Genomic DNA, 14,490 nt, shown 5'->3' with positions numbered 1-14,490 from the left:
CTGCATTCTGAACGCGTATCAGGGTTTGACCAGCGAGCGCGTCTCGCGATCCCATCGCCAGAGCCGTTCGTTGGTGAGTTCAGTCCCACCCCACCAACGTTTGATCGGGTTGTGGCGCCACATGTCGTCTTCTCGAGCCAGGAGTGAACGCCCGAGTTCAGTCAGCGTGAGCTTCCACTCGCTCCTGCCGAAATAGCGGTCCTCATTGTCGAACGCTGGATCGCCCAACAAGACTGGCGGCGCCGAATACGCCCCCAGTTCGAGCAAGGCATCGAGCGCGTCGTCTTCATCGAACACGTCGCGAAGCCACCTCGCCTCGCAGACGCGCCTGGGGTCGGTGTGCCCTTCGTTGACAAAATCCAGCAAATCCATTTCGCTGGCACCGAGTCCCGTCACGCTGTCCGGAAGCTCTTCAAGCACGGCAATCAGCGCCGATCGAAGTCTCGGCAGGATGGTCAGATCCGTCATCAGCAGATCGAAACAGGATTCCGGCGTTTCAGCCCGATAGGCCCGCCAGGCACGGCTTGCCGTCACCAGATGGTTCTCGGCCACCTTGAAGGCCGGCAGCTTCCATTTTGCGACATGCTCCGGCGCATAGTTCGCAACGATGTCATCCGCATGCACAAGGCTCAGCTTGGTCGTGATCTGCTTGTGAGGGCGAAGCAGGTCCAGCAGCCAGACGAGCACCAGCTGATCGTTGGGCCGAGGATCAACCCATATTTCAATCGAGTCGAACTTCGCGCACAGCTCGAAGAAACCGATATCACGCGTGCCGAAACCGTCGAGCGAGCCGGGACAAGCGTCATCGAGCCAATGATCGCCGGGATTGCAGTGCTTTTCCGATCGGCGCTCCAGCCCCATCAAAAGTTGCTCGTCCGAAGGCAATTTCCTCCAGACAAAACGCGGATAGAACCCGAGCGCGACGTTCGCAACGCCGGACCGGCGAAGTGTATCCTCCGCACGATCGTTCGTTGCCAGGATCAAATGTGACACGATTGCCTCTCGAAATGATACGCAATACAAGAACACTCTGAGCGAAGAGGTACGCACTAATCAGGCGCGATGAGTGAGAAGGCCTCGGGGTCCCACTGCCACAGCCGGTCGTTGGTCAGGTGGGTGCCGCCCCACCAGCGATCGACTCGGTTGTGGCGGCAAAAGTTTTCATCGCCGCCAAGCACCGCTTTGCCGAACTCGGTGAGCGACAAGCGGGATTGCTTGTACCGCTGGAGGCGGCTTGAATCGTCATGCATCTCCAGGGAAAACGGGCCTTCGTCCAGTCCAGTGACCGCCGGCCTCTCGCATCGCGCAAGACCATCAAGCAGCGCGCCGACTTCCCAGTAGTCGAAGACGCGACGTTCGTCGCGTTTCTGATGTCCCGGGAAGACGTCGAAAGGCGGTACTTCACCCGGCGCGATCAGCTCCAATATCCTCATCTCTGTGGCTCCAAGGCCGGTGGTGACGCTCGGAAGTTCTTCGAGGAGATCCGCGACGCAACGCTGCGCTTGCGGAAACAGACTCAAATCGGCTTTGAGGAGGTCGAACCAAGCCTGCGGTGTCGGCGCGCGATAGGCCTGCCATACGCGGCCAGTCAGTTCCAAGTGACCTTGCGCGGGCTTGATAACAGGCGGATCTAGCTTAGCGAGATGCTCCGGCTCGATACCGCCGACGGCAATGTCGAGGTGACGCATCACGAGTTTGTCGATCGCCGCTCTTTCGCTGCTGCAGTGGTCGAGCAGCCAGAACAGAATCAATTGCGCATTTGGTTCTGGTCCCATCCACAATTCAGCCGTGTCGCATTCCGACAGCAGCTCGATCAATCCCTGCCCGCGAACTCCCGATTTCTCGATACGCCAGGCTGGCGTATCGTCCAGCCAATGCAGGCCGGGTGGCTGCGTGCTGCGCGGCGCGAAGAATGCCTCGAGCTGGGCGTCGGACGGCAACGGTCCCCAGACCAGCCGACGTTCGATCGCAATCGCGAGATCGCCACGGTCGGCGCGTGCGAGAGTGCCGGCAGCAGACGAGTCTGTTGTCAAAACAAGTCGCGTCATCCCGTGACCTCAGGGCTTCGTCAAGACAGCGCCGTACCGCCAGAGCCGATCGTTGGTCAGATGCGTGCCGCCCCACCAGCGGTCGATCGGATTGTATCGGCTGAAATCCTCCTGATGGGCCAGGACAGCCTTCCCGAACTCTGTCAGCGACAATCGGCTGCGGAGATAGACCTCATGCCGAGCCCTTAGATTACCGTGGTCGATTGTACGCAGTTCATCGCCCAAACCGGCTACGGCGGGCTTGGGGCCAAGCGCGAGCCCCTCCAACAGCGAACCCAAATCAAATTCGCCGAACACGTATGTGCGCCGCTGCGAGCGCAGATGAAACAGGGCATTCGTATTTGCAAATCCTCTGGAAAGCAGTTCCAGGAATCGCATCTCGGTCGCACCAAGACCCGTCGAGGATGACGGTAGCTCTGCCAACAGCTCTTGCAATGCCGGTCGCAGCATCAACAAGGCGCTCAGATCGCTGCAAAGTAGATTGGCGCAGGCCTCGGGCGTCGGCGCGCGATAGGCCTGCCAGGCCATTCTGGCAGTCCTAAGTTCACGGGCCTGAACATCCACCATAGGAATATGCGACGCGGACGCTTCGGAGACTTGGTCTCTCACATCGAAGAGATCGAATGCAAGCAGACGCAGTCTGAGTTTTTTCAGCAGCTCAGAGTATGAGGCAAGATAGTCGAGCAACCAGATCAGCTGCAGTTGATCGTCTGGGCTCGGGTCGAACCAAAGTTCGATCTCGTCATAGCGTTCGCAAAAATCGGCAAAGGGTAGCTTCCTGAGTTCCTTGAACTTGGGGGGCCATTTTGTACCCCAATCCGACCAGTGATCGCCCGGCCTGAGCGTCCCTGACTGCGCCCCGAAATAGGCTGCGAAATAGTCGGACGAAGGCAACGGCCCCCACGTGAAACGAAAAAAGAACAGAACGACGATCTCGGCCAGCTTCGATTTGGCGAGATCAGCGCCGGCCGCACTGGTCAGGATCAGACGCTTCATCACACCACCCGATCACGACAACGCAAAAAGAAACGGGCACCGAAGACGTCGGCAACTCAACGTCCTCAGTGCCCGCTCCTCGCGAAAGTCTCTCGCGTTAGGGCTTACTCTTCCGCCGGCTCCTCGCCGTCGGCGTCGCGCTCGGGGGTGCCGGCCAGAATCTGCTCGGCGATCAGGCCGGAGTTCTGGCGGATTGCGGTCTCGATCTTGGCGGTGATGTCGGGGTTGGCCTTCAAAAACGCTTTCGAGTTCTCGCGGCCCTGGCCGAGGCGCTGGCTGTCATAGGAGAACCAGGCGCCGGACTTCTCGACGATGCCGGCCTTGACGCCGAGATCGAGGATCTCGCCCATCTTGGAGACGCCCTCGCCGTACATGATGTCGAACTCGACCTGCTTGAAGGGCGGCGCCAGCTTGTTCTTCACCACCTTGACGCGGGTGGTGTTGCCGACCACTTCGTCGCGCTCCTTGATCGCGCCGATGCGGCGGATGTCGAGGCGGACGGAGGCGTAGAATTTCAGCGCATTGCCGCCGGTGGTGGTTTCGGGCGAACCGTACATCACACCGATCTTCATGCGGATCTGGTTGATGAAGATCACCATGGTGTTGGATTTGTTGATGGAGGCCGTCAGCTTGCGCAGCGCCTGGCTCATCAACCGCGCTTGAAGCCCCGGCAGCGCATCGCCCATCTCGCCCTCGAGCTCGGCCTTCGGCACCAGCGCCGCGACCGAGTCGATCACCATCACGTCCACCGCCCCCGAACGCACCAGCGTGTCGCAGATCTCCAGCGCCTGCTCGCCGGTGTCGGGCTGCGAGATCAGGAGCTCGTCGATGTTGACGCCCAGCTTGCGGGCATAGACCGGATCGAGCGCGTGCTCGGCATCGATGAAGGCACAGATGCCGCCCTTCTTCTGGGCTTCCGCCACCGTATGCAGCGCCAGCGTGGTCTTGCCCGAGGATTCCGGCCCGTAGATCTCGACGATGCGCCCCTTGGGCAGGCCGCCGATGCCGAGCGCGATATCGAGCCCGAGCGAGCCTGACGACACCGCCTCGATGTCCATGGAGCGGTCGTTCTTGCCCAGCTTCATCACCGAGCCCTTGCCGAACTGCCGCTCGATCTGGGAGAGCGCGGCGGCCAGAGCTTTACTCTTGTCCATGGAAGATCCTTCGACGATACGCAGGGCAGTTGCGGACATTGGGTCGTGCTCCTTATGGCGAGGATTCGCTAGGGGGACAAACGATTGAGAGGCGGGCCGGCGATAAAAACAATGTACCCTATTTGTTCCAGGTTCGCAATATGTTCTTTTGCGATTTTGGGCGCTGGCCTGTTTTAACCCCCTAGTGGCCTAAGTTGATTTTGGGAGTGGCCTGATTTGAATTTGGCGCTCGCTTGCACTGGAACGCCGCATCGGGAACTATCCCCTATTTCAACTAGGGGGATTTGACGTGAGGATTTTTTTAACGGTGGTTGTGTTTGCCATTTCCGCTTTCAGCGCGACTGAACCTGCGCTTGCTCAGCCCTTTGCTCAAGCAGTAGCTGCGAGGCAACCCGATCTATATGCGAAGCGCGACAACGCGCTGGTCAGACCCACGCCGATTGCAAAGCGTCCTACGATATCTGCCTCAAGACAGGTGTTTGGCATGCTTACAGCAGTCAATGCACCGTAAAGGTAATGAAGGGTAAATAACGTCGGGAGGCCGCCTCAGTTGGCGGCCCTCTTTCATTTTGGCTTTCCCAATCTTGGCAGTTCTTCGAACGGGAGAAGTAAGTTGGCGTCGTTTAGTTTTGGGTAGGCGATATCCATCTTCTCCCAAAAGTCGTGCTTGTCCTGCGACAGGCGCATGATTGCCTTCACACCCTCCAGCATCTCTTTCAGCCGTGGCTTGCCTTCTTCTGGCGTGAGGTACTGCGTGAGCTTCTCCGTGGGCCTACCAGCGGCATTGCGCCTAACCTTGGCGTGTAAGGTTGGTCTGATACCTGGGGCCAACCGATCATAGATATTATTGGTCCAGTGGCCGAGCACGCTAGGCCGAGCCGTCTTTTCTGGATCAAAGGCCCATTTGTTTAGCCGGAATACTTGCCTATAAAAATCGGTGTCGAACATCTGGACCCAAGGCAACCGATCCTTGGTTACATACTCCTCCAGCATTCGCATGATGGCGTCGCGCTTGCGAACGTCGTCAAAGCCGGTTGCCCTATCGACTAGGTCCTCAATCGCGTGATCGGTGAGGGCTTTGAGGAGCGCTTGGCAGGCCAACCCAATATGGTGCTGCTGCGCTGTCAAGGCGTCGGCGTCCGTACCGCTTCCCGCCTCACTGGCGTCAACCGTGGCACCGTCGCCAACCTGGCCCTGCGTGTCGGCATGGGCTGCATGGAATTGCACGACCGGATCATGGTTGGCGTGCGCACCGAACGCATTGAGCTTGACGAGCTGTGGAGCTTCGTCGGCAAGAAACAAAAGAACGTGCAGCGTCACGAGATCAACGCCAAGGGCGATCAGTACGTTTTCATCGGCATGGCCGGGACGCAGAAGGCTATCATCAGCTGGGGCGTCGGCAAGCGGAATGCCGAAAGCACCATGGATTTCCTGCACGACCTCCGCGGCCGCGTGATTGGCCAGCCGGAGATTTCAACAGACGGCTTCCACCCCTACCGCGTAGCGATCCGCGATGCCTTCGGCCCGGAGGCCTCGCATGGCGTGATCGTAAAGGCCTACTCCGTGACGCATCTGGTAAAGGAAGCGCAGGGCCGCTACTCGCCGGCCGCTGTAGTAGCTGTAAGCCGTGACGTAATATCAGGTGATCCCGAACAATACGTCTCAACCAGCTACGTCGAGCGCCAGAACCTTACGCTGCGCATGGCGTCGCGTCGGTTCACGCGGTTGACCAACGGCTTTAGCAAGAAGCTGGACAACCACGTTGCTGCGGTCGCGCTTTACGTCGCGCACTACAATCTGTGCCGCGTCCATGAAGCCCTACGCACGACGCCAGCGAGAGCGCTTGGCCTTGCGGATCGCACTTGGACCATTGGGCAGCTTGTCGATGCTGCGCTTGCTGTAGCGCCTGCGTTGCCAACGGAAACGCCTCCGGATCGGCGGCGTAAGTTCACGGTAATTCAGGGTGGGCGCATTTAGCGCCCACTATTGTCAGGGAATACAATTCCATATTTGGGGACTGGCTTGATCGGACCTCACCGAAGAGTGCGACCCATCCTTGAATAAGATGAATATCTGAGAGCCGACATCACCGTAACCGAATCGCATGGGTCCAATCATGCGTCCATTTTCAAAATCCTGAAAAAGGACATTCTCTCCGTGGAGTTCGCAGTACCATTTACCACATCCCGCCCATTTCCATTCATTAGGTTGCTTGTCCCAGCTCACCGCAAAACCTCCGGCCGGAAGCAAGCACGTTGTCGGCATACCCTTAAATGACGGCCGCTTTCTTGTTTCGGCACTTGAATACGCCCAAGTCGTATCCATGGAAAATGTATCGTCCTTGTCTACAAATTTTCGCCCGTTATCCTCTAATGGAATTGCATAAAGCTTCCCGGGATTGTCGAGCCACACTAACCACGCGCTATCAAACAATCCTTGGATCACTCCATGGCCTTGTTTATCACGCAACGTGACGTGCATCGCTTCAGCCGTGGGCTTTCCTAGGCGTCCCGCATACATCGTGTGCGCCTGTTGGAATATGGCATCAGTGGTTGGAGCCTGGGGGATGAGTGGCAATAACCATATGCCGACCCCTATACCTCCAACGAAGATAAATAATGGTTCGAGCCATCTGGCCCATGCGTGGCTCGTTAGCCATTCAGCAGCGTGGCGGCGCCATTTTATTCCGCCTGCCGTTACTTCGGCAGGGTCCTGGCGAAGCAAGTTCATGGCGCCACCCAGCAACCCAAAGATGGGTCCCAGCCATGAGACGATCGATTCGAGCGAGTGCATGCCCCATACGATACCGGACGGCCCGTAATCGGGTAACCCATCACAGTGGCCCGTTTCGCATCTGCGAGTGGCCTATTTCGGCCAGCACCCGATTTTGGGTACTGTCCGTATTTGAGCCCGGTGTCCCAAGTTGATTTTCGGAGTGTCCTAAGTAGGATTTCGGCCGGAACTAGGAGCTCCTGCGGGTGTCTGGGTGAGCTTGCAAATCAACAAAGGTCTCGACTTCACGCCAGCGCAATGGATCGCAGCGCTTGCCGGGTTCGTGCTATCGGCCGGCCTGGCCCAGATCCTTGTCTTGCAAGGTTATCTCACTCGAAATTGGGCCATCATCCCGGTCATCATCGGATTTGGCCTTCCGCCGGCAATCGTCGGCTGGCTGAAGTCGCGCAAACGCGATGTGTCCTGATGAGCGACGGCGCGTTACTGGCCGTCTACACATTCCTTGCCACGATATTGGAATCAATTTTGAATGGCCGGTCACGAAAGCGAGGACCGGCTAAGCCGAGCGTTCCCCAGGTGCCCCTCAAAGCAGAGTGTCCTAATCCGCCAGACCGGGGGTCCTAATTGGGACAGCACCTGATTTTGGGAGGCTGTCCGTATCTGAGCTCTCGTGGCCCAATTTGAATCTTGAGGTGCCCCAATTTCAATTCTTGGACATTGCGGCGACTTATTTTGAACACGCCGTCCGACTTCTACTTTTTCCCGGTCTGAGATAGCCGCCGAATCGTCAGGCGGCGGGATCAAGGAGAACTCAGGGGTGGCTCAAATGAAGAAAGTGCTCGTAATCGCGGCTGCGTTGGTCGCTGTGACATCGGCGGCTCACGCGCGCGGACCGGGAGGGGGTTTTGGTGGCGGCGCGTCCAGCTTTTCGCCCGGCCACTCGTTTCAGAACAATGGTCCCGTCACTGGTACGACAGGCGCATCCGGTTATTCCCCGGGACATCAGATGCAGACCAATAGAGCATTGACCGGCTCTCCAGGTGCTTCTGGTTACGCTCCGGGACGCATGAAGCGCTAAAGTTGCGAGAGGCCGCCTCAGCTGGCGGCCTCTCTTATTTCATAGGATGCCAGGCAGGCAGGCTAGCTCACCCTGGTAGCGTCCGGCGGCCGAATTCGCCTGCAGGCGCGTCCCCTCCATGGAAATTGCCTGTTTTCAGCTGCGAAACAGCAATGCTCTTCGCACCGCTGACGCGACCAGATGACACGAAGTCGTCTGTGATCACGACGGAGTCCGCCGGATTTTCGTGATCGAAGAGATGGGCATATTTCTCGGCAACAGATAACGCGCGTTCGACGTACATGCGAGATGCACGATCAGGAGCGGCGCGAAGCTGGCTCTTTGAGCCAGCCATAGTCATGACGATGACGGCAACGCGCGGCGCCGGGTGCCCACCGGCCCGTTCATTCCACATGACAAAGTCGCGCGCGGGATTGGATAATCCGCTTTTCCTGGTTCTGAAATCAAAAGGGGCCATCTCGCGATAGCCCCTGCCGGTCGAAACGAAAATCGTGATGAAATGCCAGCCCCGGCAGGGCCTATTAAATTCACTCACGCCCGGGGATCAAGGGGGAAATTGCCACTTTTTCCTGATCGACTAATGTCCTAACCTGCCCTCGCGGGCGTCCTAGTTGGGACAGCACCCGATTTTGGGTCCTGTCTGCCAATGGGCGCTGAGTTTTCCCGGTTGGTATCGTGCAGGAGTATCAAATGGCAAAACCGTCGACACTTCCGTCGCAAGTCTTTGACCATGCGCCGGACCAGGCACTGGCCCATCTCCCAACTGCATTGCCCCCAGTTTCGACCGGACCGGAGGTCGCGTCACAGGCCGATGTGACACTGCCTCAGCATGCACTCGACCAGGTCGAGCACATTGCACCGCTTGGTGTGTCGCATCTTCCCGATTTCTTTTTCTAAGCGACCAGAGTTAAGAGGCCGCCTCGATGGGCGGCCTCTTTCACTCGTCGCCCTCTTCAGATCTCCTCAACCCGCAGAGGGACAATCACATCCAGGGGCCGGCAGGGTCTTAAGTTCAATATTGAACCAGGCAGCCTTGGGGTAGCTTACCCGCATCACCGGCCAAGGCTCTGTCCGTAGGCGTCGGTGGCTGAGAGACCAAGAGCGCTCCCGCCTGCATAGCGAGGGAGCGCCGCCATGGCCGGACACACCCACATCTTGCTCGTGCGCAATCTCGCTGCCGAGATCACCGAGCAAAACGCCCGCATGCGCGATCTGCTGGCTGAAGCTGCCGAAGTGCTCAAGCTGCCCAAGCCCGACACCTTCCTGGGCCGCAAATCGTATGAGCCATTTCCGATGGAAGACCCGGGCCAGAGAACCAGCGTTCGCCAAAGGCGTCTTCGTTAGCGACGAAGCGGGATGCGCGCCGTCGCCTCGGCGGCGATTTCCTTGATCGGACCGGCTCCACTGGCCTGCCCGCACGTCCTGCCGCCACGTCTCCCAGGTAAAATCTCCGGATCGACTGACGCTGCGTACAGAAATGGACCGACGCGGATCCGACGGTCTGGTTTCATGAGTCATCACCGCACGGACCTTGGCCACTATCGGTGATGAGAACGCTGATTTGCGCTCCCGCCTTCCTCGCATGGAAAGGAGCGCGCCATGTTCAAGCGGCGACGTTTCAAGCAACAGCCTACGCTTCAGGACAGGCTCTCCGCGTGGGTGAAGCAGGTCCGGGAGCAGGCCTCGAGACTTCCGCCCGGCCCCGAGCGGGACACGCTCCTCAAGAAGGCGCGTCAGGCCGACGTGGCGTGTCATCTGCACGACTGGATCGAATCCGCCGGGCTGCGACCTCCGAAATAATCGCCGGCTCTGCGAAGATGGAGCGGCGCGAGAACATGACGCGTGTCAAAGACGCAGCCGCCGCGTGCCGTCATGCTTCCGCAATCCTGCGAAACCTTTCGGTGCTCTCCGGCCTTCTCTGGGGTTGGACCGCAACAATGGGGAGCTCGGTCATGACGGAAAACACGCAGCACGATGCCACCAGGCGCAACCATCTGCTGGAAGCGGCGCATGAAGAGATGATCAAGTTCGAGCGCAAGGAAAACGAGTTCCGCAAGAAGGATCGCGAAGAGCGGGCCGCCGAGCTCCGCCTCCCGCTGGACGCGATCAAGGTTCAGTAAGCGCCCAGGACCGGCTGCCGACTGGAAGGCGAAGGTCATGCAGGCGGAACGATCGCGCGCCGGCTGAAACACCGCTTCAGTTTCGGCGAGGATAGCGGCCCCAGAGGTTGCGCTAGAGGTATTTAAATACTACCATTAAGGCATTGATTACGCGAAAGAATCGCACGGCCGCCTACTGTGCATGGGGTTGTTTTGCAGCTTTTGCAGAACCTGGGGGCGATCATGGCGCCCTCGCCCCGCGCGCGGGACCATGCTGGCCCCGAGCCGGCCACCGTCTGCCTTGCGCTCCGTGATCCCCTACAGCAGCGCCAGCAGCGCGATGCCGATCACCAACACGACGAAGCCAGCCGCTGTCGCGGCGGCGAAAGACCGCTCTACGTTATCCATGATGCCACCCCGTTGCCGGCGTGCCACGTTCCCCCATGGCAGCACCGGACCACGCGGAATCTTGCCTGCGGCTGTGGCCTGAGTTGTGCGATCGGGTGGCCAAATTGGGACCGGTGCGGGGCCAGTCTGCGGCCTGCTCAGCGCTGCTTTCGCTTTCGCCGTCAGGCCTCTGTAAGCCAACGCGCCTAGTGTCGATGAGCCCGGTGGACCAACACCGGGCCTCCATACCCAGTCGACGACCCCGCTCTCCCCGAGCGGGGTTTTCTGTTTGCGGGCCCTGTGCGCCGCGATGTCGGGTGCGGATCCTAATCGCGAGCCTGTCAGGCTGCCGTAAGCTCAGCCGGATAGGGTTATCAGGCTTATGGTGTTGCAGCCCAGCACCTCAGCCTCCAATAACCTTCTCCCCGCTTGGCTCTCCCCAAGCGGGGTTTTTTCATGCGGGCCGGCCGTTCACGCGCCGCGCTCCTCCCGCGTCAAGCGCAGCGAGAAGGCACGGATCGCGGGCGCTGCCAGCAGCACCATGGGCAGCATCGCGGCCCATGCGATCAGCCACGACACTATCCAGTGCCGAACGAACAGCATGGCGCCGTCAGCGGGAAAGCTGGCGATTCCCGCCGCGATCAGCGAGGTCAATCCGGACTGGATGACGCCGAAGACGAAATGACTGTAGCGGCGGGGAATGCCGAGCATGATGCGCCCTTGTTGCTTGCCGTCATGCGGCCAAGCAATGCACGTGCCGCCCCGCGCACCGAGATGCGCCTGATCGCTTGCCGTTCAGCGCCGCGCTTTTTCGAATCCGGAGGCTGATCTGGATCAAGAGTCTTCGGCAGCATCAGCATTGAACTAGCTCGGTATTGAACTGGCTCCGTGGTTCTCCGGCCATGAACAGAGTTCCTGGGCCGGCCGATGGCGTGCGCTTTCGAGATTTCCGTGACCCCTCCAAGGCTTACCGCCGATTTTGCTTGTGTCTGGAATATCATGACGGCGAACATATTGTGCAGTGGATGGTGAATCGTGGGAGGTGGCCATGAATCACAGGGGCGTCGAGTTCACCGTCGCCAAGACGGCGATTCCCGGGGTCTGGCAGTGGCAGTTCCGCATCGGGGAGCAGGTCAAGTCCGGCAAGACCGAGACCAAGATCGACCTGTTGGCGATCCGGCGGGTGCAGCTGCGCATCGATCGGGAACTGAAGGCCATCGGGCGCAAGACGGCCTGATCGAGCCGGGCATCCTTGTGCGGCGCGGCATCCCCTGAACGGAGCCGCATATACCCGTAGACGTCCGGAATTGATCTGCCGGGAGTTTGGGATTGCACTGACCGGCCACGGCCTTGGGGGCGGGGCCGTCAGGCGACCGGTGTCAGCCATGCCGCTCTACTTCTTCCGAATTCGCAACGGCTGCTATTCCGGCTGTGCGGACCAGGCGACGGAATTTTCCGATCGCGATTCTGCCTGGAAGGAGATGACCAGCGTCTGCGCCGACATGGCCGCCGGGATCGCCCGCAAGCTCCAGGAAAATTCCGAATGGCACATGGAGCTCCTGGACGAGGCCAAGGAGCCGGTGTTCCGCATCCGCATCGTCGCCGAGACGCTCGATTAGACGCGGGACGCGTGTTCCTCAATCGGCGCTGGGCAGCCGCCGCATGGTGAATTCGATGTCGCCGCCGGGCAGCTCGCGCCAGGTCTCGACCGCGCTCATATAGCCGGCCTTGGGATAGCGGGCGAAGAAGGCCTCCGCCCTCGCCCGCGCCGCCGCACGCGGCAGCGTGAAGGTCTCGCGCAGATAGCCGTCGCCGGAGCGCCCGCCCGGCTTGTCGTCACCGGCCTTGCGCCGGCGCGCCATCCGCTCGGCGAGATCCCGCGGACGATCGGCCATGACCTGTCCTCCTCTACGCAATACCTGCGCTCAATGTAGGGAGTGGCCAGGCAAGGAGGAGTCCCGGCCGGAAGGCGCCCGCCGCCCCCCGGCCGAAAGGCTCAGTTCGCAGCCGTGCCGGTCTTGGTCTTCTTCGGCGCGCCGGTGGCGGCCGCCTTCGGCGCCGCCGGCTGCTGCTTTGGCGGATCGGAGCGCATGCCGCCCCAGGGATCGTTGGACGCCTTGGCGTCCGGAATCTTCTTCAGCGTTTCCTTGTAGGCCTTGTCACGCTCGGCTTCCGCGGCCTTCTCCTCCGGGGTCTTGCCCGGACCGTCCTGCAGCAAATTGAGATTGGGCATTTGCGCATAGGCCGGTCCCGCCAGCACGGCCAGCACCGCGGCCAAACGGAAAAGCTTCATCTTGGACTCCTCAGATCATTTCATGGAGGCGCGGATCGCCGTGCCTTGTCATCCCAGTGCGGCCGCTGGGGGCCGCAGGGACCGCTACGATCGGCACGATTTCGGCGCGTGCAGCCAGTCGTCCCAGATCGGGCCGCACCGGGTGCACCCGTTCAGCGCAAGACCGAGCGCAACCAGACAAAAGACAAGGACATACCGACGCAACATCGCCCACCCGTAACCCAACCACGGCATCATATCGGGCGAAGTCGGGCATTTTCAAGCCGACGGGATCGGTACCAGCCTGGTGACTTTGCCGCGCCGATGCGGGCAGAATGGCCGAAACATCCGGCAACAATGGAGGACACGACAGCAATGCCATCGCAGCCAGAAGCCGAGTTCGGCATCAACGATGCCCGACGCATCCTCGGCGAGGTCTTCGCGCCCTGGGTCCAGGATCTCAACCTCTCGGTCGAGCGCATCGAGCATGTGCCGCCGGCGGATGAGCCCGACTGGCAGCCGGGCGCACTGCTGCGCATGGCGTTCTCGGAGCGGTTGTGCCGGAGCGGCGGGGTGGTCTGCGGCCAGGCGCTGATGGCCCTCGCCGACACCGCGATGGTGATCGCCATCCTTGCCGCCAATCGCGGCTACCGTCCGATGACCACGGTCGACCAGACCACGCATTTCATGCGCGCGGCCTCGTCGTCGGACGTGCTCGCGGACGCCCGCGTGGTGCGGCTCGGACGCACCATGAGCTTCGGTCGCGTCACGCTGCTGTCGGCCGCCGACAACAAGCCGGTGGCGATGGTGTCGAGCGCGTTCGCGATGCTGCCGGGCTGAGATCGTCCCAAAAGAAGAGAGCCGCGTGAGCGCAAGGCGCAGCGCGGCCCTCCATCACGATCGCATCGAAGCGAGACGCCGAAGCGCGATTTCATCCGCGCTTCAGTCGGACCACTTTCAAGAATTATTTGCCGAGAATTTCGTCAGCCGCGGTGACGACGCTGACGGTCGGATTCTTTCCGCAATAGGCACCGAACTTCTTGGCGTTCGCGATGAACACGTCGGTGTCGATGATCGCATTGTCTTCGTCGCCCTTGTACCAGCCGTCCATCCAGGTCAGCACGACCGCGATATTGTCTTCGCCGCTTTCGAGGAACTGCTTGCAGCTCATGGTCGAGAGGTCCCACTTGACGGCGTGGGCGGGCATGGAAGTCAGCGAGAGCGCTGCGGCGAATAGAATCGAAAGCGAGGTCTTCATCAGTATCTCCATCGGCGCGTAACGCCATAAAGGAAAGGATCGTGAGGAAAGTCGGCGGGACGTGACTCACCGCTTCAACGTCGTAAACGAAGTCTGAAGCGCCATGCAAGTAGCGCCACTATTGAGTTTAGTTCAACGTAATTTCTATGCACTATTTCACAATCGTCACTATGGAATAACGCCATGATCGAAAAGCGCGCAGCACAGCGTTACCGTGTTTTCAAGGGCGGAACGATCACCTTCGAAGACGGCGGCATCGCGTGCACGGTGCGAAACATGTCGGCAAGCGGCGCGGCAATCGACCTCGATAGCCCCGTCACATTGCCGCAATCGTTCAGACTCTCGATCGCATGCGACAATTTCGTGCGGAATTGCCGCCCCGTGTGGCGCAGCGACAAACGCATCGGCCTCGCTTTCGTGCAATAGCACATGCGATGTGAACGAGTGTTCGCATCACATGCACAA

The 14,490-nt window shown here is 60.1% G+C and carries 21 protein-coding genes; 10 read left to right on the top strand and 11 right to left on the bottom strand.

Going from position 1 to position 14,490, the window contains the following annotated elements:
• Positions 1 to 18: 18 nt before the first annotated feature.
• From GGD63_RS06995 to GGD63_RS40760, 5 genes are all read right to left on the bottom strand, one after another.
• A complete protein-coding gene (locus GGD63_RS06995; RefSeq protein ID WP_312013102.1) occupies positions 19 to 993 on the bottom strand; it encodes a hypothetical protein in 975 nt (324 codons plus the stop codon).
• Positions 994 to 1,049: 56 nt separating this feature from the next.
• Positions 1,050 to 2,048, bottom strand: a complete 999-nt coding sequence (locus GGD63_RS06990) for a hypothetical protein (protein WP_183240279.1) — start codon at positions 2,046 to 2,048, stop codon at positions 1,050 to 1,052.
• Between the two features lie 9 nt (positions 2,049 to 2,057).
• Entirely contained in the window at positions 2,058 to 3,044 is a 987-nt protein-coding gene (locus tag GGD63_RS06985; protein ID WP_183240277.1) for a hypothetical protein, read from the bottom strand.
• 104 nt (positions 3,045 to 3,148) lie between these two features.
• Positions 3,149 to 4,237 carry a recombinase RecA gene (recA, locus tag GGD63_RS06980; RefSeq protein ID WP_183240275.1) on the bottom strand — a complete coding sequence of 363 codons (1,089 nt, stop codon included), beginning with the start codon at positions 4,235 to 4,237 and terminating at the stop codon, positions 3,149 to 3,151.
• A 525-nt stretch (positions 4,238 to 4,762) separates the two neighbouring features.
• Complete coding sequence (locus tag GGD63_RS40760; RefSeq protein ID WP_312013101.1) at positions 4,763 to 5,425, bottom strand: P63C domain-containing protein; 663 nt, start codon at positions 5,423 to 5,425, stop codon at positions 4,763 to 4,765.
• On the opposite strand from GGD63_RS40760, the gene GGD63_RS06970 reads away from it, so the two are divergent.
• Positions 5,414 to 6,175 carry a transposase gene (locus GGD63_RS06970; protein WP_246785377.1) on the top strand — a complete coding sequence of 254 codons (762 nt, stop codon included), beginning with the start codon at positions 5,414 to 5,416 and terminating at the stop codon, positions 6,173 to 6,175. The two genes, GGD63_RS40760 and GGD63_RS06970, sit on opposite strands and share 12 nt — an antisense overlap.
• A 12-nt stretch (positions 6,176 to 6,187) precedes the next feature.
• On the opposite strand, the gene GGD63_RS06965 is transcribed toward GGD63_RS06970, so the two are convergent.
• Positions 6,188 to 6,928 carry a hypothetical protein gene (locus GGD63_RS06965; protein WP_183240270.1) on the bottom strand — a complete coding sequence of 247 codons (741 nt, stop codon included), beginning with the start codon at positions 6,926 to 6,928 and terminating at the stop codon, positions 6,188 to 6,190.
• 256 nt (positions 6,929 to 7,184) lie between these two features.
• Between GGD63_RS06965 and GGD63_RS06960 the strand changes: the two genes are divergently transcribed.
• On the top strand, positions 7,185 to 7,397 hold the full coding sequence (locus GGD63_RS06960) for a hypothetical protein (RefSeq protein WP_183240268.1): 213 nt from the start codon (positions 7,185 to 7,187) through the stop codon (positions 7,395 to 7,397).
• A 679-nt stretch (positions 7,398 to 8,076) separates the two neighbouring features.
• Here GGD63_RS06960 and GGD63_RS06955 read toward each other — a convergent pair.
• Positions 8,077 to 8,544: a hypothetical protein gene (locus GGD63_RS06955; protein ID WP_183240266.1), complete on the bottom strand. Its 468-nt coding sequence runs from the start codon at positions 8,542 to 8,544 to the stop codon at positions 8,077 to 8,079.
• Between the two features lie 155 nt (positions 8,545 to 8,699).
• Between GGD63_RS06955 and GGD63_RS06950 the strand changes: the two genes are divergently transcribed.
• The 4 genes from GGD63_RS06950 to GGD63_RS06935 all read left to right on the top strand — a co-directional run bounded on the left by GGD63_RS06950 (position 8,700) and on the right by GGD63_RS06935 (position 10,129).
• On the top strand, positions 8,700 to 8,906 hold the full coding sequence (locus GGD63_RS06950) for a hypothetical protein (protein WP_183240265.1): 207 nt from the start codon (positions 8,700 to 8,702) through the stop codon (positions 8,904 to 8,906).
• 237 nt (positions 8,907 to 9,143) lie between these two features.
• Complete coding sequence (locus GGD63_RS06945) at positions 9,144 to 9,353, top strand: hypothetical protein (protein ID WP_183240263.1); 210 nt, start codon at positions 9,144 to 9,146, stop codon at positions 9,351 to 9,353.
• Positions 9,354 to 9,608: 255 nt separating this feature from the next.
• Complete coding sequence (locus GGD63_RS06940; RefSeq protein ID WP_183240261.1) at positions 9,609 to 9,809, top strand: hypothetical protein; 201 nt, start codon at positions 9,609 to 9,611, stop codon at positions 9,807 to 9,809.
• A gap of 152 nt (positions 9,810 to 9,961) precedes the next feature.
• A complete protein-coding gene (locus GGD63_RS06935) occupies positions 9,962 to 10,129 on the top strand; it encodes a hypothetical protein (protein ID WP_183240260.1) in 168 nt (55 codons plus the stop codon).
• 837 nt (positions 10,130 to 10,966) lie between these two features.
• On the opposite strand, the gene GGD63_RS06930 is transcribed toward GGD63_RS06935, so the two are convergent.
• Positions 10,967 to 11,206 carry a DUF2798 domain-containing protein gene (locus GGD63_RS06930; protein ID WP_183240258.1) on the bottom strand — a complete coding sequence of 80 codons (240 nt, stop codon included), beginning with the start codon at positions 11,204 to 11,206 and terminating at the stop codon, positions 10,967 to 10,969.
• Positions 11,207 to 11,543: 337 nt separating this feature from the next.
• Between GGD63_RS06930 and GGD63_RS06925 the strand changes: the two genes are divergently transcribed.
• Both GGD63_RS06925 and GGD63_RS06920 read left to right on the top strand, forming a co-directional pair.
• Positions 11,544 to 11,732, top strand: coding sequence for a hypothetical protein (locus GGD63_RS06925; RefSeq protein WP_026311954.1), 189 nt, complete (start codon positions 11,544 to 11,546; stop codon positions 11,730 to 11,732).
• A gap of 148 nt (positions 11,733 to 11,880) precedes the next feature.
• Positions 11,881 to 12,114, top strand: coding sequence for a DUF6894 family protein (locus GGD63_RS06920; RefSeq protein ID WP_183240256.1), 234 nt, complete (start codon positions 11,881 to 11,883; stop codon positions 12,112 to 12,114).
• Between the two features lie 18 nt (positions 12,115 to 12,132).
• On the opposite strand, the gene GGD63_RS06915 is transcribed toward GGD63_RS06920, so the two are convergent.
• A complete protein-coding gene (locus GGD63_RS06915) occupies positions 12,133 to 12,390 on the bottom strand; it encodes a hypothetical protein (protein WP_183240254.1) in 258 nt (85 codons plus the stop codon).
• Between the two features lie 101 nt (positions 12,391 to 12,491).
• Positions 12,492 to 12,788 carry a hypothetical protein gene (locus tag GGD63_RS06910; RefSeq protein WP_183240253.1) on the bottom strand — a complete coding sequence of 99 codons (297 nt, stop codon included), beginning with the start codon at positions 12,786 to 12,788 and terminating at the stop codon, positions 12,492 to 12,494.
• Between the two features lie 354 nt (positions 12,789 to 13,142).
• Between GGD63_RS06910 and GGD63_RS06905 the strand changes: the two genes are divergently transcribed.
• Positions 13,143 to 13,607, top strand: coding sequence for a PaaI family thioesterase (locus GGD63_RS06905; protein ID WP_183240251.1), 465 nt, complete (start codon positions 13,143 to 13,145; stop codon positions 13,605 to 13,607).
• Positions 13,608 to 13,731: 124 nt separating this feature from the next.
• On the opposite strand, the gene GGD63_RS06900 is transcribed toward GGD63_RS06905, so the two are convergent.
• Entirely contained in the window at positions 13,732 to 14,025 is a 294-nt protein-coding gene (locus GGD63_RS06900) for an HdeA family protein (protein WP_183240249.1), read from the bottom strand.
• 183 nt (positions 14,026 to 14,208) lie between these two features.
• On the opposite strand from GGD63_RS06900, the gene GGD63_RS06895 reads away from it, so the two are divergent.
• Positions 14,209 to 14,451 (top strand): PilZ domain-containing protein, encoded by a 243-nt coding sequence (locus GGD63_RS06895; RefSeq protein WP_183240247.1) that lies wholly within the window; start codon positions 14,209 to 14,211, stop codon positions 14,449 to 14,451.
• The last annotated feature ends 39 nt before the right edge of the window (positions 14,452 to 14,490 follow it).

Origin of the sequence: Bradyrhizobium sp. cir1 (assembly GCF_014198245.1) — a bacterium.
Taxonomy (GTDB): domain Bacteria; phylum Pseudomonadota; class Alphaproteobacteria; order Rhizobiales; family Xanthobacteraceae; genus Bradyrhizobium.
This window is presented reverse-complemented; position numbering and strand designations above follow the sequence as displayed.